Annotated in this window: 19 protein-coding genes and 1 tRNA gene; 14 read left to right on the top strand and 6 right to left on the bottom strand. The window is 72.3% G+C overall.

All coding sequences use genetic code 11. The annotated features are described in order from the left end of the window. Positions 1 to 2 precede the first annotated feature (2 nt). On the top strand, positions 3 to 608 hold the full coding sequence (gene rdgB, locus ACFVYI_RS03780; protein ID WP_387881247.1) for an RdgB/HAM1 family non-canonical purine NTP pyrophosphatase: 606 nt from the start codon (positions 3 to 5) through the stop codon (positions 606 to 608). A 64-nt stretch (positions 609 to 672) separates the two neighbouring features. On the opposite strand, the gene ACFVYI_RS03775 is transcribed toward rdgB, so the two are convergent. From ACFVYI_RS03775 to ACFVYI_RS03765, 3 genes are all read right to left on the bottom strand, one after another. Continuing rightward, positions 673 to 750: transfer RNA gene (locus ACFVYI_RS03775), tRNA-Leu, on the bottom strand. A gap of 65 nt (positions 751 to 815) precedes the next feature. Further along, complete coding sequence (locus ACFVYI_RS03770; RefSeq protein WP_387881244.1) at positions 816 to 1502, bottom strand: HNH endonuclease signature motif containing protein; 687 nt, start codon at positions 1500 to 1502, stop codon at positions 816 to 818. Between the two features lie 77 nt (positions 1503 to 1579). Beyond that, complete coding sequence (locus ACFVYI_RS03765; protein ID WP_387881241.1) at positions 1580 to 2065, bottom strand: HPP family protein; 486 nt, start codon at positions 2063 to 2065, stop codon at positions 1580 to 1582. Positions 2066 to 2160: 95 nt separating this feature from the next. On the opposite strand from ACFVYI_RS03765, the gene ACFVYI_RS03760 reads away from it, so the two are divergent. Together ACFVYI_RS03760 and ACFVYI_RS03755 are read left to right on the top strand one after the other, a co-directional pair. Next, complete coding sequence (locus ACFVYI_RS03760; protein ID WP_387881238.1) at positions 2161 to 2757, top strand: CGNR zinc finger domain-containing protein; 597 nt, start codon at positions 2161 to 2163, stop codon at positions 2755 to 2757. Positions 2758 to 3000: 243 nt separating this feature from the next. Next, positions 3001 to 5433 carry a chitinase C-terminal domain-containing protein gene (locus tag ACFVYI_RS03755; RefSeq protein WP_387881386.1) on the top strand — a complete coding sequence of 811 codons (2433 nt, stop codon included), beginning with the start codon at positions 3001 to 3003 and terminating at the stop codon, positions 5431 to 5433. Positions 5434 to 5564: 131 nt separating this feature from the next. On the opposite strand, the gene bcp is transcribed toward ACFVYI_RS03755, so the two are convergent. Beyond that, on the bottom strand, positions 5565 to 6041 hold the full coding sequence (bcp, locus tag ACFVYI_RS03750; RefSeq protein WP_387881236.1) for a thioredoxin-dependent thiol peroxidase: 477 nt from the start codon (positions 6039 to 6041) through the stop codon (positions 5565 to 5567). Positions 6042 to 6183: 142 nt separating this feature from the next. Here bcp and ACFVYI_RS03745 point away from each other — a divergent pair, with 142 nt between their 5' ends. The 4 genes from ACFVYI_RS03745 (at position 6184) to ACFVYI_RS03730 (ending at position 9287) form a co-directional block, all read left to right on the top strand. Beyond that, positions 6184 to 6525, top strand: a complete 342-nt coding sequence (locus tag ACFVYI_RS03745; protein WP_387881234.1) for a DUF3618 domain-containing protein — start codon at positions 6184 to 6186, stop codon at positions 6523 to 6525. Positions 6526 to 6715: 190 nt separating this feature from the next. Beyond that, the gene (locus tag ACFVYI_RS03740; protein WP_057237824.1) at positions 6716 to 7018 is read left to right on the top strand and encodes a co-chaperone GroES; all 303 of its coding nucleotides are present in this window, start codon (positions 6716 to 6718) and stop codon (positions 7016 to 7018) included. Between the two features lie 126 nt (positions 7019 to 7144). Next, a complete protein-coding gene (locus ACFVYI_RS03735) occupies positions 7145 to 8335 on the top strand; it encodes a winged helix DNA-binding domain-containing protein (protein WP_387881231.1) in 1191 nt (396 codons plus the stop codon). Between the two features lie 232 nt (positions 8336 to 8567). Next, positions 8568 to 9287 (top strand): hypothetical protein, encoded by a 720-nt coding sequence (locus tag ACFVYI_RS03730; RefSeq protein WP_387881228.1) that lies wholly within the window; start codon positions 8568 to 8570, stop codon positions 9285 to 9287. A gap of 10 nt (positions 9288 to 9297) precedes the next feature. Here the strand turns inward: ACFVYI_RS03730 and ACFVYI_RS03725 are convergent, their stop codons facing one another. After that, on the bottom strand, positions 9298 to 11709 hold the full coding sequence (locus ACFVYI_RS03725; RefSeq protein WP_387881225.1) for a transglycosylase domain-containing protein: 2412 nt from the start codon (positions 11707 to 11709) through the stop codon (positions 9298 to 9300). A 227-nt stretch (positions 11710 to 11936) separates the two neighbouring features. On the opposite strand from ACFVYI_RS03725, the gene ACFVYI_RS03720 reads away from it, so the two are divergent. The 7 genes from ACFVYI_RS03720 to ACFVYI_RS03690 all read left to right on the top strand — a co-directional run bounded on the left by ACFVYI_RS03720 (position 11937) and on the right by ACFVYI_RS03690 (position 20193). Continuing rightward, entirely contained in the window at positions 11937 to 12887 is a 951-nt protein-coding gene (locus ACFVYI_RS03720; RefSeq protein WP_387881222.1) for an ABC transporter permease, read from the top strand. Further along, positions 12880 to 13794, top strand: a complete 915-nt coding sequence (locus tag ACFVYI_RS03715; protein ID WP_387881220.1) for an ABC transporter permease — start codon at positions 12880 to 12882, stop codon at positions 13792 to 13794. Before ACFVYI_RS03720 ends, ACFVYI_RS03715 begins: the two co-directional genes overlap by 8 nt. Before the next feature lie 50 nt (positions 13795 to 13844). Continuing rightward, positions 13845 to 14804 (top strand): ATP-binding cassette domain-containing protein, encoded by a 960-nt coding sequence (locus ACFVYI_RS03710; protein WP_387881217.1) that lies wholly within the window; start codon positions 13845 to 13847, stop codon positions 14802 to 14804. A 253-nt stretch (positions 14805 to 15057) separates the two neighbouring features. Next, the gene (locus tag ACFVYI_RS03705; RefSeq protein WP_387881214.1) at positions 15058 to 16347 is read left to right on the top strand and encodes a glycosyltransferase family 2 protein; all 1290 of its coding nucleotides are present in this window, start codon (positions 15058 to 15060) and stop codon (positions 16345 to 16347) included. Then, positions 16344 to 17648 carry a nucleotide sugar dehydrogenase gene (locus ACFVYI_RS03700; protein ID WP_387881212.1) on the top strand — a complete coding sequence of 435 codons (1305 nt, stop codon included), beginning with the start codon at positions 16344 to 16346 and terminating at the stop codon, positions 17646 to 17648. Before ACFVYI_RS03705 ends, ACFVYI_RS03700 begins: the two co-directional genes overlap by 4 nt. 113 nt (positions 17649 to 17761) lie before the next feature. Next, a complete protein-coding gene (locus ACFVYI_RS03695) occupies positions 17762 to 19057 on the top strand; it encodes a DUF445 domain-containing protein (RefSeq protein WP_387881210.1) in 1296 nt (431 codons plus the stop codon). Between the two features lie 89 nt (positions 19058 to 19146). After that, positions 19147 to 20193, top strand: coding sequence for an adenosine deaminase (locus ACFVYI_RS03690; RefSeq protein WP_387881384.1), 1047 nt, complete (start codon positions 19147 to 19149; stop codon positions 20191 to 20193). A gap of 58 nt (positions 20194 to 20251) precedes the next feature. On the opposite strand, the gene ACFVYI_RS03685 is transcribed toward ACFVYI_RS03690, so the two are convergent. Further along, positions 20252 to 20437: a DUF397 domain-containing protein gene (locus ACFVYI_RS03685; protein ID WP_387881208.1), complete on the bottom strand. Its 186-nt coding sequence runs from the start codon at positions 20435 to 20437 to the stop codon at positions 20252 to 20254. Positions 20438 to 20439: the final 2 nt, after the last annotated feature.

The following is a 20439-nucleotide window of genomic DNA, read 5'->3' as shown; positions in this document are numbered from 1 at the left end:
TCATGTCCACCCGTCTGATTCTCGCCACCCGCAACCAGAACAAGGTCGCCGAACTCCGCGCCATCCTCGGCGAGGCCGGCCTCGACGTCGAACTGGTCGGCGCCGACGCCTACCCGGAGATCCCGGACGTCCGCGAGACCGGCGTCACCTTCGCCGAGAACTCCCTGCTCAAGGCACACGCCCTCGCGCAGGCCACCGGCCTGCCCGCCGTCGCCGACGACTCCGGCCTCTGCGTCGACGTCCTCGGCGGCGCCCCCGGCATCTTCTCCGCCCGCTGGGCCGGCAAGCACGGCGACGACCGCGCCAACCTGGACCTGCTGCTGGCCCAGCTCGGCGACATCGACACCCCCCACCGCGGCGCCCACTTCTTCTGCGCCGCCGCCCTCGCCCTGCCCGACGGCACCGAGCGCGTCGTCGAGGGCCGCCTGCTCGGCACGCTGCGCACCGCCCCGGCCGGCGAGGGCGGCTTCGGCTACGACCCGATCCTGGAGCCCCTGGGCGAGACCCGCACGTGCGCCGAACTGACGGCGGCGGAGAAGAACGCCATCAGCCACCGCGGCCAGGCCTTCCGCGCCCTGGCCCCGGTGGTGCGGGAGCTGTTGGGCTGACAGGGCCACAAGAACGACTATGGCCCACTTGCCTTCGAATCGAAGGCAAGTGGGCCATTTTGCTTGGTACGCCCGGTGGGACTCGAACCCACGACACTGCGATCCTAAGTCGCAACCCTCTAGCCAGCTGGGGTACGGGCGCACGCCGGATCTAGCCTACCGGCTCCCCGTCCGGCAGACCGCACCTTTTCCGGCTGGTGGTTGTGGCTACGCGGCGGCAGCCTCCGTGCGCATGTCCCGGTTCTTGTTCCGCCCGCAGTAGGTGGGCGTGATGGAGTGACAGTTGGGGCAGAGCAGACGGAGGTTCTCCCGCCTGTTGTCGAGCCAGTCGCCGTTGATGTGGTCGACTTCCAGAGTGAGTGGGCGGCTCTGCCACTCGGGCCCAATGCCACAGCCTTCGCACAGTTCGGGCCGGCCGAGTTCGGCCAGGGCGCGGCGGATTCGGCGGCCTGGAAGCCGCGGAGCGTGTGGCGGTCGCTGGACAAGGACCTGTTCTGGCGCAAACCTGCTGGGCGACCGCTTGCCGCGATTGTGAGCCTGGCCGGTGAAGTGCTTGGCGTCGATCCGATGGCGAGAGATCTCGGCCTGGATCAACCGGCGTGCTGCGTTGGTCTCCGGTAGTCCCAAGATGCGGACTACGCCGATAAGGCTGACCTGCGACGCAACGGCCTCCTGGAGCGGCGCAGGGTCAATGGTTTGCGTGGCGAAGTCGGGGGCTGGTCCTGGGCGGAAGCGGAAATGCGCTGTGTCGATGTCGAACTCCGCCAGTCGCTTCTTCAGGTACGAGTAGGCGCTGTCGTACGGTTCGACGCCCATGTAGCGAAGCATCGAGGCGATGCTCGTGCTCTGTGCTGCTGCTTCTGCGAGCAGCACACGGGTGTACTTGACCGGCATGGTCGTCCCCCTTCGGGCCTCTGTAGGCACCCGTCCCCCACGCATGCGAACGAGTGGGGCGGGGATTGGTCACGGCCTCACCACCAGTAGGTGGGGTAGGTCCGGCGGGTGAGGCGGGCGGCGAGGAGGCCGGTGGCGGTGAGGAGGAGGGTCGCGAGGAGCAGCAGGGGGAGGAAGCGGGTGGGGTCGGGGGCGGTGAGGGTGACGATGACGGCGGTGGCGGCCGCGGGGGAGTGGGGGGTGCGGGCGAGGGTCATGGCGCCGAGGGCGAGGCCGCCGGCGATGGCGGCGGACCAGTAGGCGGGGGTGGTGGCGGCGAGGACGGCGTAGCCGGTGAGGGCGGAGACGAGTTGGCCGCCGATGACGCTGCGGGGTTGGGCGAGGGGGAGGGTGGGGGCGCCGGCGATGAGGGCCATGGAGGCGGCGAGCGGGGGGATGAGGAGGGGTTGGTGGGTGAGGGTGCCGAGGGCGACGAGGGTGAGCAGGGCGGTGACGGCGGTGGTGGTGGAGGTGAGGAGGGCGGTGGGGGTGGGGCGGGCGGGGGCTTGGCTGGGGAGGGGCATGGCGGAGCTGCTCCTAACGGCATGCGTGACAGGTAAGCGTTAGTCTGCGGACTTTGGCTAACTGCTGGCAAGTGGCGTTACCGTTAGATATGGGCATGGTGGAGCGTGGCGCGGTGGACGAGATGCCGGTCGGCGGCGAGCATCTCGCGCTGGATCTGGTGAACAGCACCTTCGTGCGGGGAGGTCTGCGCGGGCATCTGGTGGACGTGCTGGTCGAGCCGTCCGACCTGGCCGTCTGGGTGGATCGGCACGCCGTCGAGCTGGACCTGGAGAGTGCGCCGGCGGGGGAGCTGGGGGCGGCGGAGCTGGCGGCGTTCCTGGGGCTGCGGGGGGCGCTGCGGGCGGTGCTGACCGCGGTGGTGGCGGGTGAGCCGGCGGGGGTGGCGGACGTGGCGGTGGTGAACGCGGCGGTGCGGGCGGCGCCGGGGTGGGTGGAGTTGGCGCCGGGGGCGGCGGCGCGGGGGGTGCGCCGGGCGGCGGCGGGGGAGCGTGGGGCGGTGTTGCTGGGGCGGGTGGCGCAGGCGGCGGTGGAGTTGCTGACGGGGGGTCGGCGGGAGTTGGTGCGGGCGTGTCCGGCGCCGGGTTGCATCCTGTTCTTCCTGCAGCTGCACGCGCGTCGGGCGTGGTGTTCGACGTCGTGCGGGACGCGGGTCCGGGTGGCCCGGCACAGTCGTCGGCATGCGGAGGAGTGACCGGCGGGTATCGGCCGTTCGGCCGGTGTTCTTGGGGATTTGATTACCAATTGGTACAGACCTATTGACCTATGTGGTTCAGACCACATAGCTTCAGCGCCAATCTGCATTCCCCCACGTGCGTGCTCCCCCACAGGTACGCGCCGACACTCTCTCCCGGAGGACCGAGTGTTGATCCGAAGCACGGCCGAGCAGCGTCCCACCGCTGCCCGCCGCTCCAAGAACCCGGCCGCCCGGGCGGGCATGGCCTCGCTGGCGGTCGCCGGCCTGGCCGGCCTGCTGATGGCGACGCTGGGTGCGGCGCCCTCACAGGCGTCCGCCACCGTCGACAACGCGGCCTGTCGGCCCGACGGCATGTACCAGACTCCCGGGGTGGACGTCCCGTACTGCAGCGTCTACGACACCGAGGGTCGCGAGAAGATGGGCGCGGACCACCAGCGCCGCATCATCGGCTACTTCACCGGCTGGCGCACCGGCAAGGACGGGACCCCGCCCTACCTGGTGAGCGACGTCCCCTGGGACAAGGTCACCCACCTGAACTACGCGTTCGGGCACGTCGGCAGCGACAACAAGATCTCCGTCGGCACCGACAACGACAAGAACGAGGCCACCGGGATCTCCTTCCCGGGCGTCCCCGGCGCCGAGCTGGACCCGTCGCTGCCCTACAAGGGCCACTTCAACCTGCTGACGAAGTTCAAGAAGCAGTACCCGAACGTCAAGACCATGATCTCGGTGGGCGGTTGGACCGAGACCGGCGGGTACTTCGGGGACGACGGCAAGCGCGTCAACTCCGGCGGCTTCTACTCGATGACCGTCAACCCGGACGGCAGCGTCAACCAGGCGGGCATCGACACCTTCGCCAACTCCTCGGTCGACTTCATCAAGAAGTACGGCTTCAACGGCGTCGACGTCGACTACGAGTACCCGACCTCGATGAAGGACGCGGGCAACCCGCTGGACTGGCAGCTCGCCAACGGCAAGCGCGCCTCGCTGGCCAAGGGCTACGCGGCGCTGATGAAGACGCTGCGCGAGAAGCTGGACCGGGCCGGCGCCGCCGACGGCAAGCACTACCTGCTCTCGGTCGCGGCCCCGTCGTCCGGTTACCTGCTGCGCGGCATGGAGACCTTCCAGATCGCGCAGTACCTGGACTACGTCAACATCATGTCGTACGACCTGCACGGCGCCTGGAACAAGTACGTCGGCCCGAACGCCTCGCTGTTCGACGACGGCAAGGACGGCGAGCTGGCGGCGGCCAACGTGTACGGCACCGGCCAGTACGGCGGCATCGGCTACCTGAACGCCGACTGGTCGTACCACTACTTCCGCGGGTCGATGCCGGGCGGCCGGATCAACGTCGGCCTGCCGTACTACACGCGCGGGTTCAAGAACGTCACCGGCGGCACCAACGGCCTCTGGGGCACCGCGTCCGCGACCACCTGCCCGGTGGGCGCCGGGCTGACGGCGTGCGGTGACGGCGCGGTCGGCATCGACAACATCTGGAACGACAAGGACGACGCGGGCAAGGAGTCCCCGGCGGGCTCGAACCCGATGTGGCACGCGAAGAACCTGGAGAAGGGCATCGTGCCCGACTACCTCTCCAAGTACGGCGTGACCGACACCGCCCTGCAGGGCACCTACACCCGCAACTACAGCTCCACCCTGGTGGCGTCGTGGCTGTGGAACGACACCAAGAAGGTGTTCCTCTCCACCGAGGACGAGCAGTCGGTGGCCGCCAAGGCGGACTACATCGTCAACCAGGGCGCCGGCGGCGCGATGATCTGGGAGCTCGCGGGCGACTACAAGTGGGACGCGGCCGCCAACGGCGGCAAGGGCCAGTACGTGCCGGGCTCGACGCTGACCTCGCTGATGTACGACAAGTTCAAGGCGGCCTCGCCGTACGGTGCGGTCCGCTCGACGACCGCGCTGCCGCAGCAGACCCTGCCGATCGACGTGTCGTTCACCAACTTCGCGCTGGGCGACTCGAACTACCCGATCAACCCGAAGATCCACATCGTCAACAACTCGACGCTGACCCTGCCGGGCGGCACCGAGTTCCAGTTCGACTACGGCAACTCGGCCCCGGGCAACGCCAAGGACCAGTCCGGCTTCGGGCTGACCGTCATCAAGCAGGACAACCCCGGTCCGGGCAACGTGGGCGGCCTCAAGGGCACCTACAACCGCGTCTCGGTGAAGCTGCCGGGCTGGCAGTCGCTGGCGCCCGGTGCGTCGATCGACATGGACTTCGTCTACTACCTGCCGGTCTCGACGCCGTCGAACTGGACGGTCAACGTCGCCGGCACGCTGTACGGCCTGAAGGGCGACCTGACCCGGGGCAGCACGGGCGGCGGCACCGCGTCGCCGACCGCGACGCCCACCGTCACCCCGACCGTGACCCCGACGGTGACGCCCACCGTGACCCCGACGGTCACGCCCACGGTCACCCCGACCGTGACGCCCACCGTGACGCCCACCGTGACGCCCACGGTGACCCCGACCGCGACCCCGACCTCGGGTGCCTGCACGGGCGCGCCGAGCTGGGACGCGGGCACCACCTACGCGTCCACCACCAAGGTGTCCTGGAAGGGCCACTACTACCAGAACAAGTGGTGGACCAAGGGCGACGACCCCAGTGCCAGCGGCTCGTGGGGTGTCTGGAGCGACCTCGGGGCCTGCTGATCGGGAGATCCGATGAGCGTGGCTCAGTGAGGTGAGAGACGCGGTGGCGGTGCACCCGGTCGGGGGGTGCGCCGCCACCGCTTCGTCGTGGCCCTACGGGCGCCCGGCGGTTCGCCGCCCGGCGCCGGGGGTCAGACCGCCTCGACCTTCAGGTCGCGCAGCAGCTTGGCGACGTGGCCGGTGGCCTTGACGTTGTACAGGGCGTGCTCGACCTTGCCCTGTTCGTCGACGATCACGGTGGAGCGGATCACGCCGGTGACGGTCTTGCCGTACAGCTTCTTCTCGCCGAACGCGCCGTAGGCCTCCAGCACCTTCTTCTCCGGGTCGGAGAGCAGGGTGACCTTGAGGTCCTCGGCCTCGCGGAACTTGCCGAGCTTCTCCGGCTTGTCCGGCGAGATGCCGATGACGTCGTACCCGGCGCCGGCGAAGACCTCCAGGTTGTCGGTGAAGTCGCAGGCCTGCTTGGTGCAGCCGGGGGTGAGCGCGGCGGGGTAGAAGTAGACGATCACCTTGCGGCCGAGGTGACCGGCGAGGGACACCTGGTTGCCGTCGGCGTCGGACAGGCTGAAGGCGGGCGCGGTGTCGCCGGGCTGGAGACGCTCACTCACGGGGGACTCTCCTGGTGCGTGGACGGTGGTCGTACCACGGCCAACTTACCTCCGATGGTGGGTGGGGCCGCGCGGGCCGGGGCGGCAACTGACAAACTGGGTCAGTCGCACAGGACAACATCAGTGAATTGGGGTGGCCCGAGTGGGCGAGGCGAGCACGAAGGACAAGTCGGCGCGGACGACCGCCCAGATCGAGGCGGACATCTCCCGCACCCGCACCCAGCTGGCGGCGACCCTGGACGAGCTCGCCATGCGCGTCCACCCGAGCACCATCACGGCCCAGGTCAAGGCGAAGGCCGTGGCCTCGGTGGAGGAGAAGGCCGGCCGGGCGTACGTGGCCGCCAGCGGGCTGGTCGAGCAGGCGAAGGCGCGGTTCGTGGACGAGAAGGGCCGGCCGCGCAAGGAGCGGGTGGTGCCCGCCGCGCTGGTCGGCGTGGGCCTGGTCCTGCTGGTCGCCTCGGCCCGCAAGCGCCGCAAGGGCTGAGCGGCGGGGTTTCCCGGGGCCGGGTGCCACCGCACCCGGCCTTCCGCATACCGGTCCGGCGTCACGCGGGGCGCCCGGGAGCGGTACCTTCGGGATCGTGAGTACGAACGACGAACCGACCCTGCGAACCACCTCCGCCGAGCAGGACTCGCCGCGCCACGACCGGCTGGGCGAGAAGCTGCCGATCAAGATGCTGCACGACCGCGTCCTGGTGAAGACCGAGGGCAGCGAGGGCGAGCGCCGCTCGACCGGCGGCATCCTCATCCCGGCCACCGCCGAGCTGTCCAAGCGATGCACCTGGGCCGAGGCCGTCGCGGTGGGCCAGAGCGTCCGCTCGGTGGAGCCCGGTGACCGCGTCCTGTACGACCCCGAGGACAAGCTGGAGGTCGAGGTCCGCGGTGCCACCTACGTGCTGCTGCGCGAGCGGGACCTGCACGCGGTGGCCGCGATGCGCTTCGGCGATGCGGAGGGCTCGACCGGGCTGTACCTGTGACGGACGGGGATCCGCACCTGACCTGACCTGACTGCTTCGCCCGCCCGCCCGCCCCGCCCGCGCCGCACCGCAGGGCACGCGCCGCACCGCCGTGCCGCTGTCAGTGGGCGGCAGTATGGTCCCGGCATGAGCAACGGTGTGCCTTCGAGCGGTGTCCGTTCGATCAGTGACGACCAGCGCCGGGCCCGGGCCGGGCGGCGGCACCTGCTGGCGCCCGCCGGGCGGGCGGCGCGGGTGGAGCAGGTGGCGGACGCGCTCGTCGGGCTGCACGCCACGGATGCCGCGACGGTCTACCTCTCGGCCTGCGCGCGGCTGGCCGAGCCCTCGGCGGCGGAGGTGGAGCGGGCGCTGTACGAGGACGTCTCGCTGGTGAAGCTGCTGTCGATGCGGCGCACGATATTCGCGGTGACGGAGGAGTTCGCCCCGTACGTGAGCTCGGCGGCGGCGCGGGCGATCGCGGTCAAGGAGCGGACGACGCTGCTCAAGCACCTGCGGGAGTTCGCCGAGGGGTGGGACGAACCGAGGCTCGCCGAGACGGAGCGGGCCGTGCTGGCGGCGCTGGCCGTGCGCGGCGAGGCGACGACCGCCGAACTCGCGGCGGACGTACCGGCGTTGCGCGAGACGATGCTGATGGCGCAGGGCAAGCCCTACGAGGCCAGGCAGAGCGTCGGCAGCCGGCTGCTGCGGCTGCTGGCCTCGGACGGGCACGTGCGGCGCTGCCGGCCGCGCGGCTCCTGGCTGAGCAGCAGCTATCCGTGGGCGCCGGTGCCGCAGTGGCCGGACGTGCCGGTGCGGGAGGCGAAGGCCGAGGTGGTCCGGCGCTGGCTGGCGGCGTACGGTCCGGCCACGGTCGAGGACGTGAAGTGGTGGACGGGCTGGACGTTGGGGGACACCCGCAAGGCACTGGCGGACATCGGCGCGGTGGACGTGGCGCTGGACGGCGGCACGGCGGGCCTGGTCCTGCCGGGGGACGCGGAGCCGGTGGAGGAGCCCGAGCCGTGGGCGGCGCTGCTGCCGGCGCTGGACCCGACGGTGATGGGCTGGCGCGGGCGTGACTGGTACCTGCGGCCGGAGGACGTGCCGGCGTTGTTCGACCGGGCGGGCAACGCCGGGCCGACGCTCTGGTGGTGCGGCCGGGTGGTCGGTGGTTGGGCGCAGCGCCCCGACGGTGAGCCGGTGTGGCGGTTGTTCACGGATGTCGGGGCCGAGGGGCGGGCGGCGATCGAGGCGGAGGCGGCGCGGTTGTCGCTCTGGTTGGGGGAGGTGCGGGTGACGCCGCGGTTCCGGACCCCGTTGGAGCGGGAGCTGGTGGCCTAGGTGCCGCTCGGCTCGTCCGGCTGTCGGTCCCTCAGTCGGCCGGACGGGCTTGCGCCGTGGGCGACGCGGCGCTGCTCGGGGCGTTGCAGTTCGGTGACACGGAATGGGCTGTTCCGTCGATTGTTCGCACTAGGTTCGATCGTGCAAGCAGCCGCACTGCCTCGCGGTTCCCGCACGAGAGGGGACGGGCAAGGTGCGAGCCCTCACCCGTACTTCGCTCAGGAGAACCAGCATGTCCCCCTTGACGACCCGTCGTGCGACCGCCGTCCGCTCGCTGGCCGGCACGGTCCTGGCGGCCGCTCTGCTCATCCCCGCCGCGACGGCTTGCAGCTCCTCGTCCGCCGCGGGCGGTGCCACCGCGGCCACCACGCCGGCCGGTGCGGTAGCGGCCGCTACCGCGCCGGCTGTCACCACGCCGGCCGCGCCCACCACTTCGGCTGCGCAGGGCGCCACCGCCCCGCCCGGCGTCACCGCCACGGCCGCCCCGCCCACCTCGCCCCGGGCCACCGCGCCGGCCACCACCCCGGCCAAGGGGAAGTCCCCGGTCCGCTCCCAGACGCTGGTGGACGGGAGCACGGCCGAGGTGCAGGCGGTCGGGAACCAGAACTACACCGCCAAGATCGTCAACGGCGGTGCCGTCCTCGCCACGCTGGAGACGCACGACTCCGACGCCGGGCTGGACGGCAACGGCATGTTCGTCGTGCTCTCGCTGGACGGCCAGGTCCACTCCTGGATGGGCGGTGAGCACCAGGGGCCGGGGACGTTCAAGCTCGCGGGCGGGTGGACGGCCAAGGTCACGAAGGTCGGCGAACTCCATTACCGCGCGCAGATCCTCGGCAACGACAACGCCGTGAACGGCACGCTGGAGGCGAACCAGCAGGACGCCGGTGCCGTCGCCAACGGCGTCTACATCGTGCTCAGCGCCGGCGGCGAGATCAGCGCCCACATGTGACCGGGCACCGCTAGGGGACCATCCCCGCGTTCGGCCCGGCCGGCTGCCCGGTTCTCTGTCCGGCCGGCTGGCCGGTCGCCTGGTGGGTCGGTGGCGCGGTCGCTTCGGGGGCCGGGGGCTGGGTGCTCGGGGGTGGCGTCGGGGTCGGGGTCGGCCGGGGCGGCGGGGTGGGGCGGTTGGTGGGTGCGGGCGGCTGTTCCGGGGTGGGCGTCGGGGCGGGGGCCTCGGGGGTGGGGGTCGGCGCCGTCTCGGTGGGCCGGCTGCTCGGGGCGGTCGGTGCGGGGGCGGAGTGCGCCGGGGTGCTCGGCGCCGCGGCGGTGGCGGTGGCGCTCGCGGTGGCGCCGGCCGACGGTGACGGTGAGGGCGAGCCGGTGGCGGTCGGCCCGCCGGACTGGGTGTTGCCGCGGCCGGGCTGGAGGTCGAAGTGCTGGACGTCGGTGCCGTCGAGCGCGTCGGCCATGTAGGCGGTCCAGATCCGGGTGGGGAAGGCGCCGCCGTTGATCCGCTCGTAGCCCGCGGTGCCGGACAGCGGCTCCTTGGCGTGGGTCTTCGGGTTCTCCCGGAACAGGCCGACGGTGGTGGCGAGTTCGGGGGTGAAGCCGGCGAACCAGGCGGACAGGTTGGAGTCGGTGGTGCCGGTCTTGCCGGCGGCGGGGCGTCCGAGGTCGAGGGCGGCGGCGCCGGTGCCGCGCGGGCTGACGACGTCACGCAGGACGTCGGTGACGGCGTCGGCGGCGCCCCGGTCGAGCGCGGTGGTGGGTACGTGTTCGGGCATCTTGGGGACGTCGATGGCGCCGCCGGTGTTGACGCGTTCGAGCTTGCTGACCGACCACGGGGTGTACGCCTGGCCGTGGTTGGCGAGGCCGGCGTAGGCGCCGGCCAGGTTGAGGGCGCTCGGGGTGGCGGTGCCGAGCGTCATCGAGGTGTTCGCCGGGTCCATGCCGGGGACGTTGTCGGGGATGCCGAGCCGGACGGCCGTCTCGCGGACGTGGGCGAGTCCGGCGTCGACGCCCTCCTGCGCGTACACCGAGTTGACGGACTTCACCATGGCGTGGCGCAGGGTGATGTTGCCGTAGTCGATGTCGTCCTCGTTGGGCGGCGCGTACGGGGTGGGGCCGCCGGTGACGGGGCGTTCGCTGGTGCCGTCGTAGCGGGTCTCGGTGGTGATCGGGCGGCCGTCGCCGCTGCTGCGGCCGGAGGTGAGGCCGGCGGCGAGGTCGAAGGCCTTGAAGGTGGAGCCGATCTGGTTGTCCTGGCGCAGGACGTCGTTGTAGGGCTGTTTGGCGTAGTCGGGGCCGCCGTAGACGGCGACGACCCGGCCGGTGGCGGGTTCGACGGAGGCGCCGGCGACGCGGACGTCGGTGTCGGTGGCGGGCCGGGCCCTGGGGTCGAGCTCCTCGGTGAGCTCTTGCTGGACGGCGCCGACGAAGGCGTCCTGGCGGGGTTTGTCGAAGGTGGTGGTGATGCGCCAGCCGCCGGCCTTGAGGGTGGCGGTGTCGATGATGCCGGCCGAGACGAGGTAGTCGTCGGCGACGCCGACCAGGTAGCCGGACTGACCGCTGAGGCCGGTGGCGGGCTGGGGGTCGATCGGGTCGGGGAAGGTGATGGCGGCGCGGTCGGCCGTGGTGAGGAAGCCGAGTTGGACCATGCCGTCGAGGGTGTAGTTCCAGCGGGCGACGGCCTTGTCGCGGTTGGCGGGGGTGGCGGTCTTGACGTCGTAGGCGCTGGGGGCCTGCAGCAGCGCGGCGAGGTAGGCGCCCTGGGGGAGGGTGAGCCCGGAGACGTCGACGCCGTAGTAGGCGTGGGCGGCGCTCTGGATGCCGTAGGCGCCGCGGCCGAAGTAGCTGCTGTTGAGGTATCCGGTGAGGATCTGGTTCTTGCTGCGCTGCTGGTCGACCTTGAGGGCGATGAAGAGTTCGCGGCCCTTGCGCTCGATCGTCCGGTCCTGGGTCAGGTAGTAGTTCTTGACGTACTGCTGGGTGATGGTGGAGCCGCCCTGCTTGCCGCGGCCGGTGAGGGTGTTCCAGCCGGCCCGGACCATGCCCTTCAGGTCGATGCCGCGGTTGCGGTAGAAGCTGCGGTCCTCGGCGGAGACGACGGCGTGCTGGGTGTCGAGCGGGATCTGGTCGATCGTGACGTCGGTGCGGTTCACGGCGCCGGTGCGGCCGATCTCGGTGGCGCCGTCGGCGTAGAGGTAGATGTTGTTCTGGGCGACGGCGTGGGCGTTGGCGTCGGGTACGGGGACGATGAGGTAGAGCACGGCGAAGGAGCCGACGGCGAGCAGCAGGACGGCGGTGAGCGTGCCGAGGGTGACCCGCCAGGTGGGCAGGAGCCGGCGCCACAGCGGCCTGGCGCGGCGGGCTTCGCGGCGGGCGGCCCGTCGGGCCTGACGCCGGGTGCGGTGGTCTGCCCTCAAGGTCATGCCGCGATTATGTGCTATTTGATCCGTGATCAGGCGTTGGAATAACCGCGTGCGCAAGAAGATCGTCGGCGGTACGGTGAAAGGTGCGAACCATATAGCGCACCCAGTTCGGGCAGCTCCGCCCACCTGACCCGGCACCCCCCGGGTGTGGCCGGCCGGAGCCGGTCCGCGTGCGCCGGTGTCCCCGGAGACACCCGCCCGCTCCTATTTGTCGACAAGGAGACAATATGTCGAACGCCGTACCCGTCGAGCCGCAGTTCCGGCACCCTCCCGATCCCGACGGCGCTCCGGGGGGTGCCGCGGGAGGTGCTCCCGGTGGCGCTCCGGGCCTGGTCGGCGGGGTCGTCGACGGCGCCGCCGAGGGGGTCCGGGGCGCGGTGGCGCTCTACCTCGCCATCGCCCGCGGAGCCTTCCGCCGCTACAGCACGTACCGGGCCGCCACGCTGGCCGGCACCTTCACCAACACCGTCTTCGGCTTCATCCTCGCCTACACCTTCGTCGCCCTCTGGCAGGCCCGCCCCGGCCTCGGCGGCTACGACCAGACCGCCGCCGTCACCTACATCTGGGTCAGCCAGGCGCTGCTGGTCACCGTCGCGGTCTGGGGCGGCGGCTTCCAGGACGACGTCCAGGACCGGTTCCGCAGCGGCGACATCGCCGTCGACCTCTACCGCCCGGTGGACTTCCAGGGCTGGTGGCTGGCCACCGACCTCGGCCGGGCCGGCTTCCACTGTCTCTCCCGCGGCACCCTGCCGATGCTGGCGGGCGCGCTGGTCTTCCGGATCAGGCTGCCCGAACAGTCGCTGACCTGGCTGTTCTTCCTCCTCTCGGTCCTGCTCGCGGTGCTGGTCAGCTTCGGGCTGCGCTTCCTCGTCTCGCTCACCGGCTTCTGGCTGCACGACTCGGAGGGGGTGCGCTCGGTGATGCTGGTGGTGTCGATGTTCTTCTCCGGGATGCTGCTGCCGCTGGCGCTCTTCCCCGGCCTGCTCGGCGAGGTCGCGCCCGTGCTGCCGTGGGCCGCGCTGGTCCAGGTGCCGACCGACGTCTTCCTGGAGCGGGCGACCGGGACGGCGCTGATCGGCGAGCTCGGCTTCCAACTCGCCTGGGCCGCGGTGCTGGTCGCCGCCGGCCGCGGCGTCCAGCTGCTCGCGACCCGCAAGGTGGTGGTCCAGGGTGGCTGACCCGACCCTCGCCGCCGGTCCGGTCGGTCCGACTCCCGCCGCCGCTGCGACCGACCTGCTCCTGACCGACCTGCTCCTGACCGAGCGGAGCCTGCTCGCCCGCACCCGCTGGGCGCTGCGCGCCTGGTGGCTCACCGCCGCGATGTGGACCCGGGCGATCATGTCCTACCGGGCGTCCTTCGTGCTGATGCTCGTCGCCAACCTGGTGGTCACCTTCCTCGACTTCGTCGTGGTGATCCTGATGTTCCGGCACACCGATCAACTCGGCGGCTGGACCTTGCCCGAGCTCGGCTTCCTCTACGGCACCTCGGGCTTCGCGCTCGGCATGGCCAACCTGCTGGTCGGCAGCGTCGACGGCCTCGGCGAGCGGATCCGGGCGGGCACGCTGGACACCATGCTGATCCGGCCCGCCCCGGCGCTCGCCCAGGTCTGCGCCGAGCGCTTCTCGCTGCGCCGGCTCGGGCGGCCGGCGCAGGCCATCGGGGTCCTCGCCTGGTCGCTGGCCGCACTGGACGTGGCGTGGACCTGGGACCGGGTGCTGCTCGTGCCGGTCCTGCTGATCTGCGGCACGGCGATCTTCGCGGCGATCTTCGTGGGCTTCGCCGCCCTGCAGTTCTGGTGGGGCGAGGCCAAGGAGATCCAGAACGCCTTCACCTACGGCGGCGCCACCGTGCTGCACTACCCGCCGACCGTGTTCGCCAAGGAACTCGTGGCGGGCACCGTGTTCGGCATCCCGCTGGCCTTCGTCAACTGGCTGCCCGCGCTGCACATCCTCGACCGGCCCGACCCGCTCGGCCTGCCCGTCGCCTTCCAGTACGCCTCCCCGCTCGCCGCCGTGCTCGCGCTGGTGGTGGCCGGCCTGGCCTGGCGCGCCGGGCTGCGGGCCTACCGCGGCACCGGCAGCTGACCCCGGGCCCCGGCCCGGCCCCCCTGACCCCTCCTGAAAGCAGCACTCCCATGGCACTGATCGAACTCGACGACGTCCGCCGCACCTTCACCGTCCGCGCCAAGGTCGGCCGGCTCAAGCGCGAGAAGCGCGAGGTCCGCGCGGTGGACGGGCTGAGCTTCACGGTGGAGGCCGGCGAATGCGTCGGCTACATCGGCCCGAACGGCGCGGGCAAGTCCACCACCATCAAGATGCTCACCGGCATCCTGGTCCCCTCCGGCGGCCGGCTGCGCGTCGCCGGCGTCGACCCGGCCCGGGAGCGCGTCGCGCTGGCCCGCCGGATCGGCGTCGTCTTCGGGCAGCGCACCACGCTCTGGTGGGACCTCCCGCTGCGGGACTCCTACGAACTGGCCCGCCGGATCTACCGCATCCCCGAGCACCGATATCGCACCAACCTCGAACGCTGCGTCGAACTGCTCGACCTCGGCGCCCTGCTGGACACCCCCGTGCGCCAACTCTCGCTCGGCCAGCGGATGCGCGGGGACCTGGCGGCGGCGCTGCTGCACGACCCGCAGGTGCTCTACCTGGACGAGCCCACCATCGGGCTGGACGTGGTGAGCAAGAGCCGGGTGCGCGACTTCCTGCGCGAGGTCAACCGGGACCTGGGCACCACCGTGCTGCTCACCACCCACGACCTCACCGACATCGAGCAGCTCTGCGACCGGGTCATGGTGATCGACCACGGCCGGGTCGTCTACGACGGCGGCCTGGACGGGCTGCACGCGGCGGGCGAGAGCGAGCGGACCCTGGTCGTCGACCTCGCCGAGGCGCGGCCGCCGATCGAGGTGGCCGGTGCGCGGGTGGTGAAGGTCGAGGGCCCGCGCCAGTGGCTGGCCTTCCCCGCCCAGCAGAGCGCCGCCCCGATCGTCGCCGCCGTCGCCGACCGGTACCCGATGGTCGACCTGTCGGTCCGCGAGCCGGCCATCGAGGACGTGATCGCCCGGATGTACGCGGAGGTCGCGATCGGCTGATCGCCGTGGACGTGCGCCTGGTCCGGCCGCGGGTGGGCCGGGCGCACGCCGCCGCCGTCCGCCGCCCCCGTCCGATCGGGCGGCCGATCGGGCGCACGGACCGGCGCTCGTCCGTGCGTTCCCATCGCGTCACCTGTGCGGGTGGCGGACGTGACTCCTTGGCGTGTCACCGAGTTGACCTTGGCATCGCTCGGCGACCTGTGCACCGCTCGGCGAACGCTCGACGGACTGTGCACCGGAGGGGCAGCGCCCGATGACCGTACCCGACGTGACCGTGGTGATCGCGGTCTACAACACCATGCCGTACCTGACGGCCTGCCTGGACTCGCTCGTCGCGCAGACCATCGGGCCGGCGCGCATGGAGGTGGTCGCGGTCGACGACGGTTCGACGGACGGCGGCGGCGCCGTCCTCGACGCGTACGCCGCCCGCCATCCGGGCCTGTTCACCGTGCTGCACCAGGCCAACTCCGGCGGCCCGGCCGCGCCGACCAACCGGGGGCTCGCCCTGGCCCGCGGCCGCTACGTGCTCTTCCTCGGCGCCGACGACTGGCTCGGGGCCGAGGCGCTGGCCCGGATGGTGGCCGCGGCCGACACCTGGGAGTCGGACGTGCTCATCCCCAAGCAGATCGGGGTGAACGGGCGGCTGGTGCCGCAGGGCATCTTCGGTGCCACGGCCGCCTCGGTCGGCTTCGAGGACTCCGCGCTGGCCTGGGCGCTCGCCGACACCAAGCTGTTTCGGCTCGATCTGATCAGACGTCACAATCTGTCGCGCAACGAAGGGCTGAAGGTCTACTCGGACCAGCCCTTCACGCTGGCCGCCTGCCTGCGGGCCCGCCGGATCTCGGTGCTCGCCGACTACGACTACTACCACCTGGTGCTGCGCGCGGACCTGGGCAACGTCACCCAGCGGGCCGGTGCGCTGGACCGGCTGCGCGGGGTCGCCGCCGTGCAGTGGGTCGCCGCCGAACTCGCGGCCGAGGGGGGCCAGCTGGACGCCATCCGGGCCCGCCACTTCGGCTGGGAGGTGCCGCAGTTGCTCCAGGCCGACTTCCTGCTCCACCCCGAGGCGCTCCAGGACGAGATCTGCGCGGGAGTGGCCGCCCTGGTGGGGCAGTTCGGCGCCCGCGAGGTGTACGAGCGGCTGGCGGTGGCCGACCGCCTGCGGCTCGAACTCGCCGCCGCCGGGCGGCCGGACGCGCTGCGCGACCTGATCCGCTACGAGGCGGCCCACGGGGACCCGCCGATGGTCGTCGACGGGCGCCGCCACTACGCCGGCTATCCGGCGTTCCGGGACGCCGCACTCGCGCTGCCCGACGACCTGTTCCTGCTCGCCGAGGCGCCCGCGCCGGGCGAGGCGTTCGAGACGTCGGCCGCACCGGCCGAGCCTCCCGCAGCGGCCGGGCCGGCGCCGGTCACGCTGGTGCAGCAGGTCTGGCGCGGCGCCGTGCCCGTCCAGGTGCGCCGCCGGCTGCACCGCTACCCGGCCTGGCGGCGTCTCGCCGACGCCGTGCTCGCCACCACTTCGAACGGAGAACGGCGTTGAGCCCGCTCGACATCTGCGTGGTCGGCCTCGGAAAGCTCGGCCTGCCGCTCGCCGTCCAATTCGCCGCCAAGGGCCACCGGGTGACCGGCGCCGACGTCTCGCCCGAGGTCGTCCACGCGGTGAACCAGGGCCGACCGCCGTTCCCCCGGGAGGCGGGCCTGGACGAGGCACTCAAGCGGGTGGTGGCCGAGGGCCGGCTGCACGCCGGCACCGACACCGCGGCCGCGGTCGCCGGGGCGCAGGCCGTCGTCCTGGTGGTCCCGCTGATCACCACCGCCGACGGCGCCCCCGACTTCACCCTGCTCGACGCCGCCACCGACGCCGTCGCCGCCGGACTGCGCCGCGGCACCCTGGTCAGCTACGAGACCACCCTGCCGGTCGGTGTCACCCGCGGCCGTTGGGCGCCGAGGCTGGCGGCCGGCTCCGGGCTCACCCCCGGGCGGGACTTCGCCCTGGTCTTCAGCCCCGAACGCGTCCGCACCGGACGGGTCTTCGCCGACCTGCGCCGCTACCCCAAGCTGGTCGGCGGCATCGACCGGGCGTCCGGGCGACGCGGCGCCGAGTTCTACCGCGAGGTGCTCGACTTCGACCCGCGGCCCGACCTGTCCCGGCCCAACGGCGTCTGGGAGCTGGAGTCCGCCGAGGCCGCGGAGTTCGCCAAGCTCGCCGAGACCACCTACCGGGACGTCAACATCGCGCTCGCCAACCAGTTCGCCCGCTACGCCGACCGGATCGGGGTGGACTTCGCGGCCGTCGCCGACGCCTGCAACTCCCAGCCGTTCAGCCATCTGCACCGGCCGGGCGTCGCGGTCGGCGGCCACTGCATCCCGGTCTATCCGCGGCTCTACCTGTGGAACGACCCCTCGGCGACGGTGGTCCGGGCCGCACGCGAGGCCAACCTGGCGATGCCCGGGTACGCGGTCGGGGTGCTGGACGGCGCGCTGGAGGGCGGCGTTCGGGGGCAGGGGGTGCTGGTGCTCGGCGCCGCCTACCGGGGCGGGGTGAAGGAGACGGCGTACTCCGGCGTCTTCCCGCTGGTCGAGGCGTTGCGCGCGGCCGGGGCGCGCCCCTACGTCGCCGACCCGCTGTACCGGGCCGAGGAGCTCGCGGCGCTCGGCTTGCCCCTCTACGACGGCGAGCCGTTGGCGGCCGCGGTGCTCCAGGCCGACCACCCCGAGTACCGCGAGCTGGCGCCGGTCGACCTGCCGGGCGTCCGGGTCCTGCTGGACGGCCGCCGCTGCACCGACCCGCAGCGGTGGGACGTCGAGGGGGTGCGGCGGATCGTCCTCGGCGGCGCGTAGCGGGGCCTGTCAGCCCCTTGGGCGGGCCGCGTGCCGCGTGCGGTGGCACACGCCCGGCGCGTACGGGTGGGGCGCGCCCTCCGCTTGCGCCGGGCAGCGGGCAGACTGGCGGGGTGAGTGACGATGCCTTCAGCGGGACCGGGCCCGGGGTCCGGTTCACCGCGGCCGACGAGGAGAAGAGACGCGGCGTCCGCCGGATGAAGACCATCGCGACCGGCCTGCTGGCCTTCGCGACCCTGGTCTTCGCCCTGGCCACCTGGGCGAAGGCGGCCGGCGCCGGTCCCTGGGCGGGCTACCTGGCCGCCGCCGCCGAGGCGGGCATGGTCGGCGCGCTCGCCGACTGGTTCGCCGTGACCGCGCTGTTCCGCCGCCCCTTCGGCCTGCCGATCCCGCACACCGCGATCATCCCGACCAAGAAGGACGCCTTCGGCAAGTCGCTGGGCGACTTCGTCGGCGACAACTTCCTCTCCGGCCAGGTGGTGCGCGGCCGGCTCGCCGCGCTCGGCATCGCCCGCCGGCTGGGCGAGTGGCTGGCCGCACCCGGCAGCGCCGAGCGGGTCACCAAGGAGGCGTCGGCGGCGCTGCGCGGCGTCCTCGCGGTGCTGCGCGACGACGACGTGCAGGCGGTCGTCGGCGAGGCGGTGACCAGGCGGGCCGCCGCCACCTCGGTCGCCGAGCCGATGGGCCGGATGCTCGGCAAGGTGGTCTCCGACGGCGGCCACCACGGCGTGGTCGACCTGGTCGCCGTCCGGGTGCACGACTGGCTGACCGAGAACCACGAGGAGGTCGTCCAGCGGGTCACCCAGAAGACCCCGGGCTGGACGCCGAAGTTCCTCGACCACCAGGTCGGCGAGCGGGTCTACAAGGAGCTGATGCGGTTCGTCACCGACATCCGGGACGACCAGCACCACGCCGCGCGCGGCGCCATCGACAACTTCCTCGCCGACTTCGCCACCGAGCTGCAGACCGATCCGGAGACCATCGCCCGGGTCGAGCGGGCCAAGGCCGAGCTGCTGGTGCGCCCCGAGGTGCAGGACCTGATCGCCTCCACCTGGGCCGCCGTCCGCGCCCTGGTGCTGAACGCGGCCGAGGACGAGGACAGCGAGCTGCGCCGGCGCATCCGTGACGGCGTGCGCGACTTCGGCGCGCGCCTGGCGACCGATCCGAAGCTCCAGGCCAAGGTGGACGGCTGGCTCCAGGACGCCGCCCAGTACCTCGTCGACACCTACCGGGCCGAGATCACCTCGCTGATCTCCGAGACCGTGGCAGGCTGGGACGCGGACGACGCCTCCCGCAAGATCGAGGCCAACGTCGGCCGTGACCTGCAGTTCATCCGGATCAACGGCACCGTGGTCGGCGCCCTGGCGGGCCTGCTCATCCACACCGTGGCGGTCGCGCTCGGAGGCTGAGCCTCTGGGTGTGCCTATCCTTGCGGACACCACCGATACGCGCGTAGAGGAAGAAGGGCACCACCGTGGTCCAGCCGGACGGAAGTCGGATCGGAAACCCCGTTCAGAACCGGGGCATCGAGGCGTTCATCGCCGGCATGCCCAAAGCAGAGCTGCACGTCCACCACGTCGGCTCGGCCTCGCCGCGGGTGGTCGCCGAGCTGGCCACCCGCCACCGCGGCCAGTCCAAGGTGCCGGTCGACCCGACCGCCCTCGCCGAGTACTTCACCTTCACCGACTTCGCCCACTTCATCGAGGTCTACCTCAGCGTCGTCGACCTGATCCGCGACGCCGAGGACGTCCGCGCGCTGACCTACGGCGTCGCCGAGGACATGGCCCGGCAGAACATCCGCTACGCGGAGCTGACCGTCACGCCGTACTCCTCGGTCAGCCGCGGCATCCCCGACGTCGCCTTCATGGAGGCCATCGAGGACGCCCGGCTGCGGGCCGAGAAGGAGCTCGGCGTCGTGCTCCGCTGGTGCTTCGACATCCCCGGCGAGGCCGGCCTGGCCGCCGCCGAGGAGACCGCCCGCCTGGCCGTCGACCTCGCCCCCGAGGGCCTGGTCAGCTTCGGCCTCGGCGGCCCGGAGATCGGCGTGCCGCGCCCGCAGTTCAAGCCGTACTTCGACCGGGCGCGGGCGGCCGGTCTGCGCAGCGTCCCGCACGCCGGCGAGACCACCGGGCCCGAGACGGTCTGGGACGCCCTGCGGGTGCTCGGCGCCGAGCGCATCGGCCACGGCACCCAGGCGGTGAAGGACCCGGCCCTGCTGGACTTCCTCGGCGAGCACCGGATCCCCCTGGAGGTCTGCCCGACCTCGAACATCGCGACCCGCGCGGTGGAGCGGATCGAGGAGCACCCGATCCGGCAGATGGTCGACGCCGGCCTGCTGGTCACCGTCAACAGCGACGACCCGCCGATGTTCGGCACCGACCTCAACACCGAGTACGCGGTCGCGGCCAAGCTGCTCGACCTGGACGAGGCGGGCGTCGCCGGGCTGGCGCGCAACGCCGTGGAGGCGTCCTTCCTGGACGCGGCCGGCAAGGCCCGGATCGTCGGCGAGATCGACGCCTACCTGGCCGGGTGGGACAAGGGCTGAGGTTCCCGGTTGCTTCGGGTGTGGCCCTCCGCGTGCACGCGGAGGGCCACACGGGCAGCTAGACGTCGAACTCCCCGTTGCGGATGGCGGTGAGGAGGTCGCGCCATTCGTCGGTGGTGAGTTGGGCGACGGAGGTGGGGTGGAGGCTGCTGCGGAGGTAGACCGCGTCGGGGGTTATTGCTACCTCGGGGCAGTTGTTGGAATCGGCGCAGAAAGAAGGCCGAGCCCACGGCAGAGTTTCCATAG

This window comes from Kitasatospora sp. NPDC058218 (assembly GCF_042882445.1).
Classification (GTDB): Bacteria; Actinomycetota; Actinomycetes; order Streptomycetales; family Streptomycetaceae; genus Kitasatospora.
Note: the sequence above shows the minus strand (reverse complement) of the source record. Positions and strands in the feature narration are given on the sequence as shown.